Source organism: Pseudokineococcus basanitobsidens, from assembly GCF_037482545.1.
GTDB lineage: Bacteria > Actinomycetota > Actinomycetes > Actinomycetales > Quadrisphaeraceae > Pseudokineococcus > Pseudokineococcus basanitobsidens.
Genome location: NZ_JBBIAA010000009.1, coordinates 65,986 through 83,206, shown reverse-complemented (window position 1 = coordinate 83,206; position 17,221 = coordinate 65,986). Strand labels below are relative to the sequence as shown.

Annotated in this window: 18 protein-coding genes; 9 read left to right on the top strand and 9 right to left on the bottom strand. The window is 76.9% G+C overall.

Features of this window, described 5'->3' with window-relative positions; all coding sequences use genetic code 11:
- Positions 1-47 precede the first annotated feature (47 nt).
- Both WDZ17_RS09880 and WDZ17_RS09875 read left to right on the top strand, forming a co-directional pair.
- Complete coding sequence (locus tag WDZ17_RS09880; protein ID WP_339574983.1) at positions 48-572, top strand: GNAT family N-acetyltransferase; 525 nt, start codon at positions 48-50, stop codon at positions 570-572.
- Positions 569-1,387: a hypothetical protein gene (locus WDZ17_RS09875; RefSeq protein ID WP_339574982.1), complete on the top strand. Its 819-nt coding sequence runs from the start codon at positions 569-571 to the stop codon at positions 1,385-1,387. Before WDZ17_RS09880 ends, WDZ17_RS09875 begins: the two co-directional genes overlap by 4 nt.
- 72 nt (positions 1,388-1,459) lie before the next feature.
- On the opposite strand, the gene WDZ17_RS09870 is transcribed toward WDZ17_RS09875, so the two are convergent.
- On the bottom strand, positions 1,460-2,641 hold the full coding sequence (locus WDZ17_RS09870; protein ID WP_339574981.1) for a serine hydrolase: 1,182 nt from the start codon (positions 2,639-2,641) through the stop codon (positions 1,460-1,462).
- Between the two features lie 103 nt (positions 2,642-2,744).
- Complete coding sequence (locus WDZ17_RS09865; RefSeq protein ID WP_339574980.1) at positions 2,745-3,863, bottom strand: App1 family protein phosphatidate phosphatase; 1,119 nt, start codon at positions 3,861-3,863, stop codon at positions 2,745-2,747.
- A gap of 182 nt (positions 3,864-4,045) precedes the next feature.
- Between WDZ17_RS09865 and WDZ17_RS09860 the strand changes: the two genes are divergently transcribed.
- Both WDZ17_RS09860 and WDZ17_RS09855 read left to right on the top strand, forming a co-directional pair.
- A complete protein-coding gene (locus WDZ17_RS09860) occupies positions 4,046-4,240 on the top strand; it encodes a hypothetical protein (protein WP_339574979.1) in 195 nt (64 codons plus the stop codon).
- 281 nt (positions 4,241-4,521) lie between these two features.
- Positions 4,522-5,496, top strand: coding sequence for an acetylxylan esterase (locus WDZ17_RS09855; protein ID WP_339574978.1), 975 nt, complete (start codon positions 4,522-4,524; stop codon positions 5,494-5,496).
- 162 nt (positions 5,497-5,658) lie between these two features.
- Here WDZ17_RS09855 and WDZ17_RS09850 read toward each other — a convergent pair whose 3' ends face one another.
- The 5 genes from WDZ17_RS09850 to WDZ17_RS09830 all read right to left on the bottom strand — a co-directional run bounded on the left by WDZ17_RS09850 (position 5,659) and on the right by WDZ17_RS09830 (position 11,369).
- Positions 5,659-7,284, bottom strand: a complete 1,626-nt coding sequence (locus WDZ17_RS09850; RefSeq protein WP_339574977.1) for a cation:proton antiporter domain-containing protein — start codon at positions 7,282-7,284, stop codon at positions 5,659-5,661.
- 66 nt (positions 7,285-7,350) lie between these two features.
- A complete protein-coding gene (locus WDZ17_RS09845; protein WP_339574976.1) occupies positions 7,351-8,502 on the bottom strand; it encodes an FAD-dependent oxidoreductase in 1,152 nt (383 codons plus the stop codon).
- 5 nt (positions 8,503-8,507) lie between these two features.
- Positions 8,508-9,128 carry a CE1759 family FMN reductase gene (locus tag WDZ17_RS09840; RefSeq protein ID WP_339574975.1) on the bottom strand — a complete coding sequence of 207 codons (621 nt, stop codon included), beginning with the start codon at positions 9,126-9,128 and terminating at the stop codon, positions 8,508-8,510.
- On the bottom strand, positions 9,128-10,267 hold the full coding sequence (locus WDZ17_RS09835; protein ID WP_339574974.1) for an LLM class flavin-dependent oxidoreductase: 1,140 nt from the start codon (positions 10,265-10,267) through the stop codon (positions 9,128-9,130). The genes WDZ17_RS09840 and WDZ17_RS09835 overlap by 1 nt, the downstream gene beginning before the upstream one ends.
- A 145-nt stretch (positions 10,268-10,412) precedes the next feature.
- Positions 10,413-11,369 carry an aldo/keto reductase gene (locus WDZ17_RS09830; RefSeq protein ID WP_339574973.1) on the bottom strand — a complete coding sequence of 319 codons (957 nt, stop codon included), beginning with the start codon at positions 11,367-11,369 and terminating at the stop codon, positions 10,413-10,415.
- A gap of 103 nt (positions 11,370-11,472) precedes the next feature.
- Here WDZ17_RS09830 and WDZ17_RS09825 point away from each other — a divergent pair, with 103 nt between their 5' ends.
- The 3 genes from WDZ17_RS09825 to WDZ17_RS09815 all read left to right on the top strand — a co-directional run bounded on the left by WDZ17_RS09825 (position 11,473) and on the right by WDZ17_RS09815 (position 13,904).
- Entirely contained in the window at positions 11,473-12,273 is an 801-nt protein-coding gene (locus WDZ17_RS09825) for an RNA polymerase sigma factor (RefSeq protein ID WP_339574972.1), read from the top strand.
- A complete protein-coding gene (locus tag WDZ17_RS09820) occupies positions 12,263-13,048 on the top strand; it encodes an anti-sigma factor (protein WP_339574971.1) in 786 nt (261 codons plus the stop codon). The genes WDZ17_RS09825 and WDZ17_RS09820 overlap by 11 nt, the downstream gene beginning before the upstream one ends.
- 166 nt (positions 13,049-13,214) lie before the next feature.
- On the top strand, positions 13,215-13,904 hold the full coding sequence (locus WDZ17_RS09815; RefSeq protein WP_339574970.1) for a phosphocholine cytidylyltransferase family protein: 690 nt from the start codon (positions 13,215-13,217) through the stop codon (positions 13,902-13,904).
- Positions 13,905-13,931: 27 nt separating this feature from the next.
- Here the strand turns inward: WDZ17_RS09815 and WDZ17_RS09810 are convergent, their stop codons facing one another.
- Both WDZ17_RS09810 and WDZ17_RS09805 read right to left on the bottom strand, forming a co-directional pair.
- Positions 13,932-14,462, bottom strand: a complete 531-nt coding sequence (locus WDZ17_RS09810; RefSeq protein ID WP_339574969.1) for a hypothetical protein — start codon at positions 14,460-14,462, stop codon at positions 13,932-13,934.
- 51 nt (positions 14,463-14,513) lie between these two features.
- Positions 14,514-14,756, bottom strand: a complete 243-nt coding sequence (locus WDZ17_RS09805; RefSeq protein WP_339574968.1) for a hypothetical protein — start codon at positions 14,754-14,756, stop codon at positions 14,514-14,516.
- Positions 14,757-14,959: 203 nt separating this feature from the next.
- Between WDZ17_RS09805 and WDZ17_RS09800 the strand changes: the two genes are divergently transcribed.
- Positions 14,960-15,688: an L-ribulose-5-phosphate 4-epimerase gene (locus WDZ17_RS09800; RefSeq protein WP_339574967.1), complete on the top strand. Its 729-nt coding sequence runs from the start codon at positions 14,960-14,962 to the stop codon at positions 15,686-15,688.
- Positions 15,685-17,193, top strand: coding sequence for an L-arabinose isomerase (araA, locus tag WDZ17_RS09795; protein ID WP_339574966.1), 1,509 nt, complete (start codon positions 15,685-15,687; stop codon positions 17,191-17,193). The genes WDZ17_RS09800 and araA overlap by 4 nt, the downstream gene beginning before the upstream one ends.
- The last annotated feature ends 28 nt before the right edge of the window (positions 17,194-17,221 follow it).

Sequence of the window (17,221 nt, the reverse complement as noted above, 5' to 3'; positions counted from 1 at the left end):
CCGCCCCCCCCCCCGCCCGGTGTCGCGGTAGGGCAGGCTCAGCACCCGTGGAGCTGCGCGACCGCCGGGACGACGACGTGCCCGGGGCGGTGGCGCTGCTCGCGCGGGTGCACGACGAGGACGCCTACCCGTCCCGCTGGCCGCAGGACCCGGCCGCCTGGCTGAGCCCGGGCGGGTCGCGCGGGGCGTGGGTGGTCGTGGCCGGCGCCGCCGTGGTCGGGCACGTCGCCCTCGTGGACCGCGCGCCGGGACGTGGTCTGCCCACGGACGCGCCCGCCGAGGTCGTGCGGCTCTTCGTCGACCCGGACCGGCGGCGCTCCGGCGTCGGACGCCTGCTGCTCGGCGCCGCCGTCGACCGGGCGCACGAGCTGGGCCTGGCCGTGGACCTGCAGGTCGTCGCCGCGAGCGCGCAGGCCGTGGCCGCCTACGAGCGGCTCGGCTGGCGCGTGGTGCGACGTCACGCGGCCGCCTGGGTGACGGCGTCCGGCGAGCACCCGGAGGTCCTGCGGATGGCGCCGCCGCCCCGCCCGGGGGAGGCACCGGAGACGGTGCACGGCCGGGCCGCCCGGTGACCCTGCTCGCCCTCGCCGCCGCGCTCGCGGCGATGCTCGCGAACACGGCCGCGACGCTCCTGGAGGCCCTCGGCAGCCGGCGCGCCACACCGGACCGCCCCGTGTGGCGCCAGCCGGCCTACCTCGTCGGCCTGGCGCTGGACGGCCTCGGCTGGGTCCTCGCCGTGCTCGCGCTGCGCACGCTGCCCGTCTTCGCCGTCCAGTCGGTGCTCACGTCGTCGGTCGCGGTGACGACCCTCGCCTCGCACCGTTTCGACGTCCGGCGCCTGCCGCGGGCGCAGCTGGCGGGGGTGGTGGGCGTCGTCGTCGGCCTCGTGCTCGTCGCGGGGAGCGCGGCGACGGGCCGTGCGCCCGCCCTGCCGGCGGCCGCCGTCCCCGTCCTCGTCGCCGCCGCACTGGTCCTCGTCGCCGTGGCGCTGCCCGTCGCGCGCTCCGGCCGGCCCTTCGTCACCGCCGCGGTCGCCGGCGCCGCCTACGGCGGGGCGGCGCTGAGCGTGCGGGCGCTGCACACCACGGCGGCGCTCGCCTCGGACCTCACGCTGCTCGCCCACCCGCTGACGTACGCGGTCGTCGTCTTCGGCGCGGTCGGGGTCGTCCTCGTCGCCGCGGCGCTGCGGCACGGGGCCCCGGGACCGGTGACGGCCGTCCTGTCGGTGACCGAGATCCTGCTGCCCGGTGCCGCGGGCCTCGTCCTGCTGGGCGACGCCGTGCGCCCCGGCTGGGAGCCCGCCCTCGCCGTGGGCGTCGTCGCCGTCGTCGGCTCGGTGGTCCTGCTCGCGCGGGCGGAGCAGCCCTCGCGGCGCGTCCCGGCGTGACGGGCGGGTCCCGGAGGTCGACGTGGGCACGGGTGCTCCTCGAGCCGCGTCGTGCGCCGTGAGACCGGCCGGTCAGCGTCTGCGCCGGCGTCTCAGCGTCGGGCGCCGCGCCGACGTCGACGCAGCAGCACGCGGGCGCGCAGGACGACGACGGCGAGGCCGAGCAGGGCGACGACGCCGAGGGCGACGACGCCGAGCGCCGGCAGCGTCGAGCCCTGGCCGGCGTCGTCGTCCGCCGCGAGCGTCTCGCGGACGGCGTCGGCCACGGCGTCCTCGTCCTGCGGCGTCTCCTGCACCGACTCCGTGGGCGTGGGCGTGGGCGCCGGCGACCTGGGCGCCGACCTCCTCGGCGACGTCCGCGAGGTAGGGGTCGGCGGCCTGCGTCGGCGAGCGGCCGTCGTCGGTCTCGGACAGGACGACGAGGACGGTCTCGCGGCCCGCGCCCAGCAGGTAGGCGCCGTCGTGGCTGACCGAGGACGTGTCCCCGGTCTTGCTCGCCAGCGGCACGTCGGGCAGCGCGGGGGCGAACTTGGTGTCGAGCTGCTGCTCGCGCATCCACCCCAGCAGGAGGTCGCGGGAGGCGGGGCTCAGGACGTCGCCCTCGTACACCGCGCGGTAGAGCTCGACCGTGCTCGCGGTGTCGAGGTCGTTGCTCTCGTCGGCGGGCCCGTCGGAGAAGAAGAGCCGCCCCATGTGCGTGGGCTCGACCCCCAGGTCCTCCACGAGCTGGTCCACCTGGTCCAGGCCGACCTCCTCGGCCAGCACGTTGCTCGCCGTGTTGTCGCTGACCGTGATCGCCAGCTCGCACAGCTCGGCCACCGTCGCCTCGTAGGGCGAGGAGTACCCGGCCAGGACACCGGTGCCGGGGACGTCGTCGGCGCCCGTCACCGTGACGGTCTGGTCCAGCGCGAGCTCGCCGCGGTCCACGGCGCGCAGCACGGTCGTCACCAGCGCCACCTTGATGAGCGACGCCGACGAGTACTCCTCCGTGGAGCCCACGACGACGGCGCCGTCCGTGAGCGTCGCGCCGTCCAGCGACCGCACGCCGACCGACAGGCGGACGTCGTCCGCCGCCGCCTCGTCGACGATCGCCTGCAGTGCCGCGACGTCGAGGCGTCCGGCGCCCTCGGGAGAGGCGCTCACGCCGCTGCTCGACGGGCTCGGCGTCGGGGTCGAGGCCTGCGCCGGGGGGACGGCGGCCGCCAGGAGCCCGAGAGCCAGCGCGGTCGTCGCGGCGCGGGGGTGCGGAGGCATCCGCGCATGATGCCCCCTGCTCGTCAGGACCGGGGCTCGTCAGGACCGGGGCTCGTCAGGACCGGGGCTCGTCAGGACTGGGGCTCGTCAGGACCGGGGCCCGTCAGGACCGGGACGAGCGCGAGCCGAGCAGCGGCGCCAGCGCGTCGAGGAGCGCGTCGCCGTCGGGGGCGGCGACGACGGGCACGTCGCCCTCCGCGTCCACGACGGGGCGCGCGTCCCGGCCGACCTGCCGCAGAGCGACGGCCTCGACGTGGTCGGGGTGGCGGCGGGCGAGGTCGCGGTAGATCTCCGGGTCGTGCTCGCCGTCGTCGCCGACGAGCACCCAGCGGACGTCGGGGAGCTCGCGGACCAGCCGTTCCAGCGTCTCCCGCTTGTGCGCGCGGCCGTCGCGGAACCAGCGCTCCGGCGTCACGCCCCAGTCGGTCATGAGGACGGGGCCGGCGGGGAAGCCGGTGCGGCGCAGGAACCGCACGACCGGCCCGTTGAGGTTCCACGCGCCGTTGGAGAGGTAGACCACCGGCGCCGCCGGCGTGCCGCGGACGAGCGTGCGGAGCAGCCGGGCGACGCCGGGGACGGGGTGCCGGTCGGCGCTGGAGCGGGCGACGGTGCGCCACGCGGCGAGCAGCGGCGAGCTCAGCCCGGTGATCCAGACGGTGTCGTCGACGTCGCAGACGACGCCGCGTACGCGCCCGGCCGGGACGGTGTGGACGACGCCCTCGAGGGCCGGTCGGCCCGGCACGCGCAGGAGCACCGGCGTCTCGCCGGAGGGCGGGTCGACGTCCACGACGGCGTCCAGCAGCCCCGAGCCGTCGCTGCGCACCGACGTCGTGCGTCCCCCGACCTGCACCTCCACCGCCTCGCCCGGCAGCTCGAGGGTGAGGAAGCGTCGCCAGCCGGGCAGGCCGGTGCGCCGTGACGGCTCGGTGGCCCTCGGGGCGAGGAGCACGCGGCCGAGGACCCGTGCGCCGTCCGGCCCCGCGTACCCGGGGTAGGCGAGCAGCGCGGGTGTCCACCCCAGCCGCCGCGCGAGCCCCGCGGCGGCGTCCCGCCCACGGGTCAGGGCCGCGTACGCCAGGCGGACCCCCCGCGGCGCGTCCGCGGGGGCGTGCCCCGGGCCGCGAGCGTCGGGGCCGGGGCCGGGGCCGGGGCCGGGGCCGGGGCCGGGGCCGGGGTCGGGCGCGTGCGGCGGGGGCGTCCGGTCGTCCGAGGGGGCGCTCACGGACGTCACCCTCCCGCACCGCCGGGGCCGGGTGGTCGGGAGGTCCGGATGCCCCGCCGACGGCCGACCGGGTCGCTCGGGCGAGGGGGCCACGGGCTGGAATGCCACGCACCCGCAGGGCATTGGCCCTGGTGAGCGGGCGATCTGCCCGTGCGCCGCACCGACCTCAAGGAACGCCCGAGTTGCTCACCGCACTGTCCTCCATGCTCGACCCCTCCACCGCCTCCGCCGCGGCCCGGTCCCTCGAGATGAGAAGCGCCGCCGAGGCCCACCGCGCCTCCAGCGTCCGTCGCCACCGCCGCGCCTCGGCGCAGGCGGGGACGACCGCCCCGGCCCCCCGTGCCGACCGCACGGCGGCCGCCGTCGACCGGGCCTGACGGCCCCCCGGCTAGGGCCGGACGCCCGGCTCCGCCGGCAGGGCCGGACGCCCGGCTCCGCCGGCAGGGCCGGCACCGCGCCCGCTGCGCCCCGAGACCTCCCCGGTCCCGGGGCGCAGCGGGCGTCCGGGGCGCCCCGGCGGGACCGCTCCGGGTCCGCCCCGCCGAGGACCTCTGCCCGTCCGTCCGCCCCGGAGCTCGGCCGGCCCACCCGTCGCGGGCGTCGGTGCGTCGAGGAGGGCCGGCGGCCGGCCCCGGCCGCCGCAGAGCAGGATGCCCCCGTGGAGACCGACCTGCCCGAGGCCGAGCTCTGGGCCCACCGCAGCAGCCAGACCGAGCCCGATGGCCTCGACGCCTTCTGGGCGGGCACGCTCGCGCGCTCGCGTGCCGCGGGGGGCGAGGTGCGACTCGAGCCCGTCGGGACCGTGCTGCGGACGGTGGAGGTCGACGACGTCACCTTCCCCGGGTACGACGGCGAGCCGGTCCGGGCGTGGCTGCGCCGGCCCGTGACCGCGCTGCGCGGTGACGGGCCGCTGCCGGTCGTCGTCGAGTACGTGGGCTACGGCGGTGGTCGCGGCCGGCCCGAGGAGTCGCTGCTGTGGGCGAGCGCCGGCTACGCGCACCTGCACGTGGACACCCGCGGCCAGGGGGCGGTGTGGAGCCGGGGCGACACCCCGGACAGCGGCCCGGCCGGCCCGCAGGTCCCGGGGGTGATGACGCGGGGCGTCACCGCGCCGGAGACGTACTACTACCGGCGCTTGTTCGCCGACGCCGCCCGGGCCGTGGACGCCGCCCGCTCCCTGGACGGGCTCGACCCCGCGCGGGTCGCCGTGGTCGGGCGCAGCCAGGGCGGGGCGGCGGCCATCGCGGCGGCCGCGCTCGTGCCGGACGTGAGCGCGGTCGTCGCGATGGTCCCCTTCCTGTGCGACGTGCCGCGGGCGCTGCGCATCACGGACGCGGACCCCTTCGCCGAGGTGGTCCGCTACCTCGCGACGCACCGGGACGAGGTCGACGCCGTCCTCGCCACCCTGGCGCACGTCGACGGCGTCAACCTCGCCCGCCGCGGGCGGGCGCCGGCGCTGTTCTCCGCCGCCCTGATGGACGCCGTCGTGCCCCCGTCCACGGTCTTCGGCGCCTACCACGCCTACGGCGGCCCGAAGCGGATGAGCGTCTGGCCCTACAACGGCCACGAGGGCGGCGGCGTCGACGACGACCGCGCCGCCGTGGACTTCGTCCGCGAGCACCTCGGCGGGTAGCGCTGCGCCCGGCGACGTCGCCACCGCGCGTCCCACCACGCCGATCCGTGGCCGTGCCGGGGTCGTCGGCTGTCGCAGACCCCGATCTGTGGCCGTGTCGGGGTGGCGGGGCGCCGTGGGTCCCGATGTGTGGCCGTGTCGGGGTCGTCCGGGCCTGCCACCTCAGCCCTGCGGGCCGCCCCGCAGGTCGAGCGCGACCTCCTCGGCGTCCACCGCGGCGAGCGCGCCGCCGAGGACGTCGGCGTCGTGCACGCCGACGTCCCGTGCGTCGAGCAGGGCGTCCCGCGATGCCCGCAGCTGCCGCAGCCGGTGCTGCTTGTCCGGCTCGCCCGCCTCCGGCGGCACCGCGGCCCAGCTGTCGCGCACGAGCTGCAGCACCTCGACGCGCTCCCGGGCCAGCACCTCGGGGTCGTCGACGGCGGGCCGCAGCCACCGGATGAGCACCGACAGCGTGCCGCCCTGGACGAGCAGCGAGACGGCGGCGACGGCGAAGGCGACGAGCACGAGGAGCGACCGCTGCTCCGGCCCGTCGTCGCCGGTCGGCAGGGTCTGGGCCGCCGCGACGGTGACCGCCCCGCGCATGCCGGCCCAGACGACGACCGCCCCCTCGCGCGGCCCGAGCGGGGACGCGGCGAGGTAGTCGATGTCGGCGAGGACCTGCCGGACGCGGCGGCCGAAGCGCTGCACGTCGACCTCGCGGCGGCGGCGGGACGACCGGCCGCGCGCGGGCAGGGGCTCGCCGCCGGCGAGCCGCTCCTGCATCGCCTCGACCCGGCCCCGCGCGCGCTGCCAGCGGGTCGAGCGCAGGTGCAGCCACCCGAGCAGCGGCGCCACGACCGCCGTGCGGACGACGACCACCCCGAGCAGCCCCACGACGGCGAGCCCCAGGGCCCGGACCGCCACGTCGGCGCCACCGGCGGCGCTGACGATGCCGGCGATCTCCAGCCCCATGAGCAGGAAGACCGCGCCCTCGAGGACGAGGGAGACCGTGGCCCAGTTCTCCTCGTCGCTGCGCCGCTGCTGCGGTCGCAGCACGCGCGGGCCACGGCGCCCGACGACGAGGCCGGCGGCGACGGCGGCGACGAGGCCCGAGCCGCCCAGCGCCTCCGCGGGCAGCGCGGCGGCGAAGGGCACGGTGAAGGAGATGACCGTGGCCGCCGTCGGGTCGCTGACACGCCCGCGGACCCGGACGGAGGCCCGGCCGACCAGCAGGCCGACGACGACGGCGACCGCGACGGCGAGGACGAACTGCCCGGCCACGCCCCAGAGGGAGACGGCGGTCGCGGACCCGGCGACGGCGGCGCGCAGCAGCACGAGCGCCGAGGCGTCGTTCAGCAGGCTCTCGCCCTCGAGGATGGCCGTGACCCGGTGGGAGACGTCCGCCTGCTTGGCGATGGACGTCGCCACCGCGTCCGTGGGGCTGATGACGGCGCCGAGCGCCACCGCCCAGCTGTAGGGCAGGTCGGGGACGAGCAGCGTGAAGACCCACCCCAGCACGAGCGCCGAGACGACGACGAGGGCGACCGAGAGCGCGCTCACGGCGCCGAGCTCGCGGCGCAGGTCCATCGCGGGCATGGCCGCGGAGGTCGAGTACAGCAGCGGCGGAAGGATGCCGGACAGGACGAGCTCGGGCGGCACCTCGACGACGGGCACGAAGGGCAGCACGCTGACGACGACGCCGAGGACCACGAGGACGAGCGGCGCCGGCACGTGCAGCCGCGGGCCGACGACGGCGGCCAGGGCCACGGCGAGCAGCCCGGCGGCGGCGAGGGCGATCGCGGTCTCCACGGGCGCAGCCTGCCCCCGCGCGCCGGTGCCCGGCGAGCCTCCCGGCGAGGTCGCCCGCCGGGGCCGTCAGCCCGCGAGCGCCGCGCTGCTGCGGCGGACCATGCCGCCCCACAGGCCGAGGGCCCAGGCGTCCGGCAGCGAGCGCATGACGCCGCGGCTCAGCGCGCGGTGCGTGATGGCCTGCTCGCTGCCCGCGAGCAGGGCGACCGGGCGCACCTGACGCGCACGCCGGCGCTCGTAGCCGCGCAGGGCCGCCGGCGGGTCGTCCCTCCCGTGGCCGCCGGCGAGCGCGGCGGCGAGGGCGTGCGCGTCCTCGAGGCCCTGGTTGACCCCCTGCCCGAGGCTCGGCGGCATGACGTGGGCCGCGTCGCCGAGGAGCGTCACCGCACCGGTGCCCCAGGTCGGCGGCACGGGCGCGGTGCGGTGCGGCCACGGCCCCGGCGCGACCGGGGCGAGCGCGAGGACCTGCGGCACCGGGTCCGCCCACGCGGCGAAGCGCTCCCGGAGGTCGCCGAGCGGGTCGTCGTCGCCGACCGCTCCGGCCGGGGTGCTGAACGACCACTGCAGCAGCCCGTCACCCGCGGGCTGGAGGTCGGCGAAACCGGCGGGCCCCGTCATGAAGAGGACGCGGTGGCCGTCGACGAGGTCCCGCAGGACCGCCGGAGCCGTGGGGCCGGGCGCCCAGCACCCCTGCCACGTCGTCCACCCGGTGCGCCGGCCGACGGCGCCCGGCCGCACCGCCCGCCGGACGCCGGAGGTCTCGCCGTCGGCCCCGACGAGGACGTCGGCCGCGACCGCCTCGCCGTCCGCCCGCCGGACCAGGGGCCGCCGCCGGTGCGGCTCGACGTCGACGACGTCCGCGCCCAGGCGCAGGACGCCCGCGGGGAGGCGCTCGGCGAGGCGTCCGAGCAGCGTCCGACGCGGCACGCTCACCGTCGGCGTCCCCACCCGGCGCGCCAGCTCGCCGAGCGGCACGCGCATCAGCGGGCGGCCGTCGTCGGTGCGGCTGTCGAGCACGTCGAGGCGCCGGCCGAGGGCTCCGACGTCGAGGCCGAGGGCGGCCAGCACGGCCGTCCCGCCGCTGGAGAGGGTGACGGCGCCGCCGCCCGCCCGCAGCGCCGGCGCGCGCTCGAGCACCCGGACGTCGTGCCCGTCGGCGAGGAGGCCCAGCGCCGCGGCGAGCCCGGCGGGGCCCGCGCCGACGACGAGGACCTCCACGCGCGTCAGCGCCCGGAGAGCAGGTCCGCGAAGGAGGGGGCGTCCTCGAACGGGTCGTGCGGGCGACGCGCGGGGCGGGCGGCGACGGCGGCGGCGAGCTCGCCGGCGGCGCGGTCCACCCGGCCGCCGAGGGCGTCCGTGCTCCCGCCGGTGCCGCCGCCCCAGTCCTCCGGCGCCGCGAAGACCGCGGTGGGCAGCACGAGCGCGCGCAGGTGCGCGAAGAGCGGTCGCATCGCGTGCTCGAGGACGAGCGAGTGCCGCTGCGTGCCCGCCGTCGCCCCGACGACGACGGGGACCCCGGTGAGGGCGTCCCGGTCGAGGACGTCGACGAACGACTTGAAGAGACCGCTGTAGGACGCGGCGAACACCGGCGTGACCGCGACGACGCCGTCGGCACCGGCGACGGCGTCCAGCGCGGCGCGCAGCGCCGGGCTCGTCGCGTGGGCGACGAGGTGGTCGGCGAGGTCGCGGGCGAGGTCGCGCAGCTCGACGACCTCCACCGCCACCTCGACGCCCCGGTCCCGGAGCGCGTCCGCGGCGGCGGAGGCGAGCCGGTCGGCGAGCAGCCGTGTCGACGACGGCTGGCCTAGACCGGCGGAGACGACGACGAGGGAGCGGCTCTCCATCAGGCCACCTTCTCAGCCGCCGGCTCGCGCGTGGCGCCGGACCGGTCGGTCCCGGCGGCGAGCGCGGCGTCACGCCGGGCCACGAGCGCCGCGTGCGTGGGCGCGTCCGGCACGTGCGCCGGCCGCAGGGCGTCCATCTCGCGCCGCAGGACCGGCACGACCTCGGAGCCGAGGATCTCCATCTGCTCGAGGACGACGTCCAGCGGCAGCCCGGCGTGGTCGACGAGGAACAGCTGGCGCTGGTAGTCCCCGAAGTGCTCACGGAAGGTCAGCGTCTTGTCGATGACCTCCTGCGGGCTGCCGACCGTGAGTGGCGTGTGCTCGGTGAACTCCTCGAGCGAGGGCCCGTGCCCGTAGACGGGGGCGTTGTCGAAGTACGGGCGGAAGCGGCGGACCGCCTCCTGGCTGCTCTTGTGGAGGAACACCTGCCCGCCGAGCCCGACGACCGCCTGGTCGGCGGAGCCGTGCCCGTAGTGCTCGAACCGCCGCCGGTAGAAGTCCACCAGCCGGATGAAGTGCTCCTTCGGCCAGAAGATGTGGTTGGCGAAGAACCCGTCGCCGTAGTAGGCGGCCTGCTCGGCGATCTCGGGGCTGCGGATCGAGCCGTGCCACACGAACGGCGGGACGCCGTCGAGCGGCCGTGGCGTCGAGGTGAAGGACTGCAGGGGCGTGCGGAAGCGGCCCTCCCAGTCGACGACGTCCTCGGTCCACAGCCGGCGCAGCAGCGCGTAGCTCTCGACGGCCAGCGGGATGCCGTCGCGGATGTCCTTGCCGAACCACGGGTAGACGGGGCCGGTGTTGCCGCGGCCCATCGTGAGGTCGACGCGACCACCCGCGAGGTGCTGGAGCATCGCGTAGTCCTCGGCGATCTTCACCGGGTCGTTCGTCGTGATGAGCGTGACGGCCGTCGAGAGCAGCAGGCGCTCGGTCTGCGCGGCGACGTAGCCGAGCATGGTCGTCGGCGAGCTGGGCACGAACGGCGGGTTGTGGTGCTCGCCCGTCGCGAAGACGTCGAGGCCCACCTCCTCGGCCTTCTTCGCGATGGCGACCATGGCCGCGATCCGCTCGCCCTCCGTGGGCGTGCGTCCCGTCGTCGGGTCCGGCGTGACGTCGCCGACCGTGAAGACCCCGAAGTGCATGACCGCCTCCTGCGCGCCGACCCGGCGCCGATGTTCCAGTGTTCAACGACTCGTCGACGAGAACGGTGGGCGCGGCGGACGTGTTCCCGGCGGACCGCCTCGCCGGGCGGGTCGCCCGTCGCCCGGGTCGGTCAGCCCGGGTCGGTCAGCCCGGCAGCGTCTCGTCGAGAGCGTCCCGGAGGTCGGCGGAGTCCTGCGCGGACATCGCCCACGAGCCCGCGGCGGCGTTCGCGGCGACCTGCTCGGGCTTCGTGGCGCCCGCGATGACGGAGGAGACCTCGGGGCGCGCGAGGAGCCCTGCGAAGGCGACGTCGAGCATCGAGCGCCCGCGCTGCTCGGCGAACGAGGCGACGGCCTCGGCGACGTCGAAGGCCTCGTCGGTCAGCCAGCTCGGGCCCATGTCGCCGGACAGCCGGGTGCCGTCGGGGGCCTGCTCGCCGCGGCGGTACTTGCCCGTGAGCAGCCCGCTGGCCAGGGGGAAGTACGGCAGGAAGCCGACGCCGTGCGCGGCGCAGGCGGGCAGCAGCTCGGCCTCGGCCCCCCGGCGCAGCAGCGAGTACTCGGACTGCTCGGAGACGAACGGCGCGAGGTGCTCCGTGCGCGCCGTCCAGGAGGCGTCGGCGACCTGCCAGGCGGCGAGGTTGGAGGTGCCTAGGTACCGCACCTTGCCCTCGGTGACGAGCTCGCCCATCGCCGTCAGCGTCTCCTCCAACGGCGTGACCCCGTCGGGACGGTGGTACTGCAGGAGGTCGACGTGGTCGGTGCGCAGCCGGCGCAGCGACCCCTCGACCGCCCGTCGCAGGTAGCGGCGCGAGCCGCGGGCGCCGAAGTCGTCGCCGTACAGGCCGCCCATGTCCATGCCGAACTTCGTCCCGAGCACGACGTCGTCGCGCCGGCCCTCCAGCGCGGCGCCGAGCGCCTCCTCCGAGGCTCCCTGCCCGCCGTAGATGTCCGCCGTGTCGAAGAACGTGATGCCGTGCTCGAGGCAGGCGTCCACGACGGCCGTCGTCGCCGCCTGGTCGAGCCGGCCGCCGAAGTTGTTGCAGCCCAGGCCGACCGCCGAGACGCGCAGGCCGCTGCTGCCGAGGTTCCTCATCTCCATGGCGTCGACGCTAGGCCTGCAGCCGTCGGGGGCGTGGCGCAGGGCCCTCCCGGGCCCGTGCCCGGGATCGCAGGACGGGGGCGGCTCTGGCTACCGTCGGTCCGTGGCCGCTGAGGGGGACGACGTGCGGCGCACCGCGGCGCCGCCCGCGCCTCCGCCCCGACGGGGTCCCGCGGCCCCCGGGGGCCAGGGGGTCTCCTCGGACGGGGACGGCGTCGCAGCAGGGCGCCGCACCGCCGACGGTCGCGGTCCGGGGCGTCGGGACGGCGGGGCGGGCCCGCCCCCGGAGGTCGACCCGGACGGTGACCCGGACGGTGACCCGGAGGACAACTCGGACGGTGACCCGGAGGTCGACCTGGACCGGCAGGTGGCCGCCGCGTTCGTCCAGGGCACGGACGAGGGCCTGCGGGCCGCCTTCGACCGCTGGTCGCCGCTCGTCCACGGCCTCGCCGCGCGGTCGCTGCGGGACGCGGGCGAGGCCGAGGACGTGACGCAGCAGGTCTTCGTCGCGGCGTGGCGGGGGCGCGACCGGTACCGCCCCGACGAGGGCCCGCTCGGCGCGTGGCTCGTCGGCATCACGCGTCACAAGCTCGCCGACGCGCAGGCGGCCCGGGCCCGTCGTCGCCGCCTCGTCGAGCGCTCCGTCGAGGTCGCGCCGCGCGACGTCGTCGAGCCGGGCGACGCGCAGGCGGACCGGCTGGTCGACCGGGTCGTCGTCGCCGAGCACGTCGACGCCCTGGCGGAGCCGTCGCGGGAGATCGTGCGGCTCGCGTTCTTCGGCGACCTCACGCACGTCCAGATCGCCGACCGGCTCCGAATGCCCCTCGGCACGGTCAAGAGCCACATCCGTCGGGCCCTCCGGCGGATGCGCGACGAGATGGGAGGTGGTCGTGGTGAGCGGTGAGCAGCGCGTGGACGCGCACCTGTCCGACCACACCCTGTGGGACGTCGCGCTCGGCGAGCCCGTCGGCGCGGCCGAGCACGCCCACCTCGCGGCCTGCCGGACGTGCAGCCACGAGCTGGAGGAGCGCGAGCACGTCGCGTCGGCCGTGGCGGAGCCGCCGCCGGCCGACCTCCCGCTGCGCCCGCCCCCCCGGGTCCTCGCCGCGGTCCGCACCGAGCTCGGGCTGGCCGGCCCGCCCTCCGCCGCCGTGCCCGGGCCGCGATCGGTCAGATCACGATCGGTCGGGCCACGAGCGGTCGGGTCGCCGACGGTGCGGACGGCGTCCCGCCCGCGGCGAGCGGTCCTGGCGCTCGCCGCCGCCGCCCTCGTCCTGGCCGGCGCCGCCGTCGGCGCGGGGCTCGGGCTGGGGCTCGGGGGCGAGCCGGGGGGCGGGACCGTCCTCGCGACCGCCGACCTGGACGGGCTCGAGGGCGGTGGCCCGGTCGGCACCGCCGTGCTGCACGACGACGGCGACCGTCGCGTCCTCGACGTCGAGATGACCTCGGGCGGCACCGGCGCGGACCCCGCCCGCGCCTACGAGGAGGTCTGGCTCCTCGGACCGGACGCGCAGCCGCTCGTGTCCCTCGGCGTGCTCGGCGACGGGCGCGGCTCCTTCGTCGTCCCCGCGGTCGCCGACGGGCAGGGCCGCCTCGTCGTGGACGTCTCGGTCGAGCCGCTCGACGGCGGCCCCGAGCACTCCGGGCACAGCGTCGCGCGCGGTGAGATGACGGGCTGAGGTCCGGCTCCCGCTCCGCCCCCACGAGCCCTCCCGCCCCCGGCGGCGGGGCTCGCGCTTTGACGAGGGGCTGTACAACTGGCAATGAGGGGTGCCGCGCGGCGGCGCCCGCAGCCGCGGCAGGACGTGACCGACGGCGGGACGCGCAGCAGACGTGGAGGTGGACATGAGCGTGAACGTGGTGATCCTGGCGGCGGGCATGGGGACCCGGCTGGGACGGCCCCACCCGAAGCCGCTGACCGTGCTGCGGGACGGCAGGACGATCCTGCGCCAGCAGCTGGACCACATCAGCGGCACCTTCGCCGACGACGCGCGTGTGTCCATCGTCGTCGGCTTCAAGAAGCGCCGGCTCCTCGAGGCGGCCGCCTCCGAGGCGAGCTTCGTCTTCAACGAGGAGTTCCAGCGCACCAACACCTCGAAGAGCCTGCTGCGGGCGCTGCGGATGGCCTCGCCCGGCGGGGTGCTGTGGATGAACGGCGACGTCGTCTTCCAGCCCGGCCTGCTCGACGTCCTCGTGCCGCACATGGAGGTCGGCTCCTTCGTGGCGGTCAACACCGAGCGTGTCGCGGAGGAGGAGGTCAAGTACCTCCTCGACGGCACGGGCCACGTCAGCGCCCTGTCGAAGCAGGTCGTCGGGGGCCTCGGCGAGGCGGTCGGCATCAACTACGTGAGCGCCGACGACCGCGAGGTCCTCGTGCGCCACCTCGCGCAGGCGGGCGACCAGGACTACTTCGAGAAGGGCATCGAGGACGCCATCACCCTCGAGGGGATGCGGGTCCGTGCCGTCGACATCTCGGCCTACGGCGTCGTCGAGGTCGACTTCGCGGACGACCTCGAGCGGGCCAACGCCCTCTGACGACGGCCGCGCCGCCCCGCTCCCGCGTCAGCGGGACCGGGGCGGCGCCCGTCGCCCCAGGGCGGCGGCCACGGCGACGGCGGTCTCATGGGGGCTGCGCCCGTCGGCGTCCACGACGACGTCGGCCCTGCGGTGCAGCCACGGCCGGGCGGCGGCGTGGCGGTCGACCTCCCGCAGCCGGGGCCCGACGGCCACCCGTGCGGTCCGCACCTTCTCGCGCTGCCGCTCGTCGTCGGCGTCGAGGGCCACGAGCTCGGCCTCCAGGCCTGCGCGCAGGAGCGCGGTCTCCACCAGCGACCACAGGTCCTGGTCCAGCACCGGGCGGGGGACGACGACGCGCTCGCTGCGCCAGGCCGCCAGCTCAGCCCGGGTGGTGGCGACGAGGGCCCCCCAGCCGCGGCTGCCCTCCAGCGCGGCGAGTCCCCGGGCGCCGAGGGCGCCATTCACGACGGGCTCCAGCGGACCGGGGTCCACGACGCGCGCCCCGGGCAGCAACGCCCAGAGCTCGTCGGCGACCTCCTCGACAAGCCCTGGTGCACCCGTGAGCCACAGGACCACGCCGCCAGGCTAGGAGCGCGGGTGCGACGGCGCCCGCCGGCGAGCGGCGCGTCAGCGCGGGCGGCGCACCGCGCCCGGCATCGGGCGGGCCCACCAGACCCTCGCGCGCGGGGCCGTCAGCCGGACGCCGACGAGCGCCAGCACGCCGAGCGCGGCGAGGCCCTGCACGACGGGGGCGGGAGCGGAGTGCGCCGCGAGGACGAGGGCCGCCACGGCGGCGAGGAGCATCACGACGGCGCAGGAGGTGACCGGGACCAGGGCGGGAGCGCGGCGGTGCTGCTGCTGCAGGTACACGTCGCCTCCTCGTGCCGCTCGACCGGTGCCCCGCGAGTGTGACGTGACGACCCGGCGACGGCAAGGGCGGGGCGCCCGACGGGACGGGAGGTGCCGGAAGCGTGCGGGTGAGCGCTAACATGCCGAACCAGCCGTCACGACGACGCCGTCGGGTCCCGCGTCGGACGGGCACGCCCCCACGACCGCGACGAGAGGACCGAGGCATGAGCCCGTCACCGCAGCCACCGGCCGACCCCCGGGTCGCCGACCACGTCGGGCGGCTGCGCGGGGAGCTCGTCGACCTGCACGCCCAGCTCGTCCGCTACGGGCTCGTGGTGTGGACCGGCGGCAACGTCTCCGCGCGGGTGCCGGGCGCGGACCTCTTCCTCATCAAGCCCTCGGGGGTCCTCTACGAGGACCTGACGCCGGAGTCCATGGTCCTGTGCACGCTCGACGGCGACCCGGTCGACCCGCAGCAGCAGCCGTCGTCCGACACCGGCTCGCACGCCTACGTCTACCGGCACATGCCCGAGGTGGCCGGGCAGGTGCACACGCACTCGACGTACGGGTGCGCGTGGGCGGCCCGGGCGGAGGAGATCCCCTGCGTGCTGACGGCGATGGCGGACGAGTTCGGCGGCCCCATCCCCCTCGGGCCCTTCGCCCTCATCGGCGGGGAGGACATCGGCCGGGGGATCGTCGACACGCTCACGGGCCACCGCTCGAAGGCCGTGCTCATGCAGAACCACGGCGTCTTCACCATCGGGAAGGACGCGCGGAGCGCCGTCAAGGCCGCCGTCATGTGCGAGGACGTCGCGCGCTCGGTGCACGTGGCCCGCGAGCTCGGCGAGCTCGTGCCCATCGCGCAGGACGCGATCGACAGCCTCTACGACCGCTACCAGAACGTCTACGGGCAACGGCCCGCCACCCACGGCACCCAGGAGGCCACGGCATGAGGTCCGCACTCGTGGAGAAGGAGGTCTGGTTCGTCACGGGCAGCCAGGGCCTCTACGGCCCGGAGACGCTCGACCAGGTCGCCGAGCAGTCCCGGCGCGTGGCCGAGGAGCTCGACGCGGCGTCCGACGTCCCGGTCCGCGTGGTCTGGAAGCCGGTGCTCACCGACGCCGAGGCGATCCGGCGGATGTGCCAGGACGCCTCGACGAACGACGACTGCATCGGCCTCGTCGCGTGGATGCACACGTTCTCGCCGGCGCGGATGTGGATCGCCGGGCTGAACGTCCTCTACGTCCCCCTGCTGCACCTGCACACCCAGGCCGACGCCGCCCTGCCGTGGGCGACGCTCGACATGGACTTCATGAACCTCAACCAGGCCGCGCACGGCGACCGGGAGTTCGGGTACGTCCAGTCCCGCCTCGGGGTGGCGCGCACGACGGTCGTCGGGCACGTGTCCGACCCGTCGGTGACGGCGAGGGTCGGCGCCTGGGTGCGATCGGCGGTCGGCCGCGCCGAGCTCCGCTCGCTGCACCTGGCGCGCTTCGGCGACACGATGCGCGACGTCGCCGTGACCGAGGGCGACAAGGTCGACGCGCAGGTGCGGATGGGCGTGACGGTCAACGCCTACGGCGTCAACGCGCTGGTCGCCGCCGTCGCGGACGCCACCGAGGCCCAGGTCGACGCGCTCGCGGACGAGTACGAGGCGACCTACCGCGTGGATCCGGAGCTGCGCCGCGGCGCCGGGCGGCACGGGTCGCTGCGCGAGGCGGCGCGGATCGAGGTGGGCCTGCGGACCTTCCTCGACGACGGCGGCTTCCGCGCGTTCACGTCGAACTTCGAGGACCTCGGCGCCCTGCGCCAGCTGCCCGGCATCGCCGTGCAGCGCCTCATGGGCGAGGGCTACGGCTTCGCCGGCGAGGGCGACTGGAAGACGGCGACGCTGCTGCGCACGATGAAGGCGATGGCCGAGGGCCTGCCGGGCGGGACGTCCTTCATGGAGGACTACACCTACGAGCTGCGGCCGGGGAAGCAGAAGATCCTCGGCGCGCACATGCTCGAGGTCTGCCCGTCGATCGCCGCCGACACGCCGTCGTGCGAGGTGCACCCGCTCGGCATCGGCGACCGCGAGGACCCGGTGCGCCTCGTCTTCGACGCCGTCCCCGGCCCGGCGGTCGTCGTCGGCATGAGCGACATGGGGGACCGCTTCCGCCTGACCCTCAACGAGGTCGACGTGGTCGAGCCCGACGAGCCGCTGCCGGCCCTGCCCGTGGCGCGCGCCGTCTGGGAGCCGAAGCCCGACCTGCGGACGTCCGCGGAGTGCTGGCTGCAGGCCGGCGCGCCGCACCACACCGTGCTCTCGTCGGCGCTGACGACGGACTCCGTCGCCGACCTCGCCGAGACGCTCGGCGTCGAGCTGGCGATCATCGACGCCGAGACCCGGCCGCGGCGTTTCCGCGACGAGCTGCGCTGGAACGCCGCCTACCACCGGCTGGCCATGGGCCTCTGAGCGACCGGCCGTCGCTCGGCGCGCGCCG

Excerpts from the sequence above, each read along its gene's own strand:
- WDZ17_RS09800 (WP_339574967.1), top strand. The coding sequence starts at position 14,960 with ATGAGCCCGTCACCGCAGCCACCGGCCGACCCCCGGGTCGCCGACCAC.
- araA (WP_339574966.1), top strand. The coding sequence starts at position 15,685 with ATGAGGTCCGCACTCGTGGAGAAGGAGGTCTGGTTCGTCACGGGCAGC.
- WDZ17_RS09815 (WP_339574970.1), top strand. The coding sequence starts at position 13,215 with ATGAGCGTGAACGTGGTGATCCTGGCGGCGGGCATGGGGACCCGGCTG.
- WDZ17_RS09835 (WP_339574974.1), bottom strand. The coding sequence starts at position 10,267 with ATGCACTTCGGGGTCTTCACGGTCGGCGACGTCACGCCGGACCCGACG.
- WDZ17_RS09840 (WP_339574975.1), bottom strand. The coding sequence starts at position 9,128 with ATGGAGAGCCGCTCCCTCGTCGTCGTCTCCGCCGGTCTAGGCCAGCCG.
- WDZ17_RS09830 (WP_339574973.1), bottom strand. The coding sequence starts at position 11,369 with ATGGAGATGAGGAACCTCGGCAGCAGCGGCCTGCGCGTCTCGGCGGTC.
- WDZ17_RS09870 (WP_339574981.1), bottom strand. The coding sequence starts at position 2,641 with ATGCCTCCGCACCCCCGCGCCGCGACGACCGCGCTGGCTCTCGGGCTC.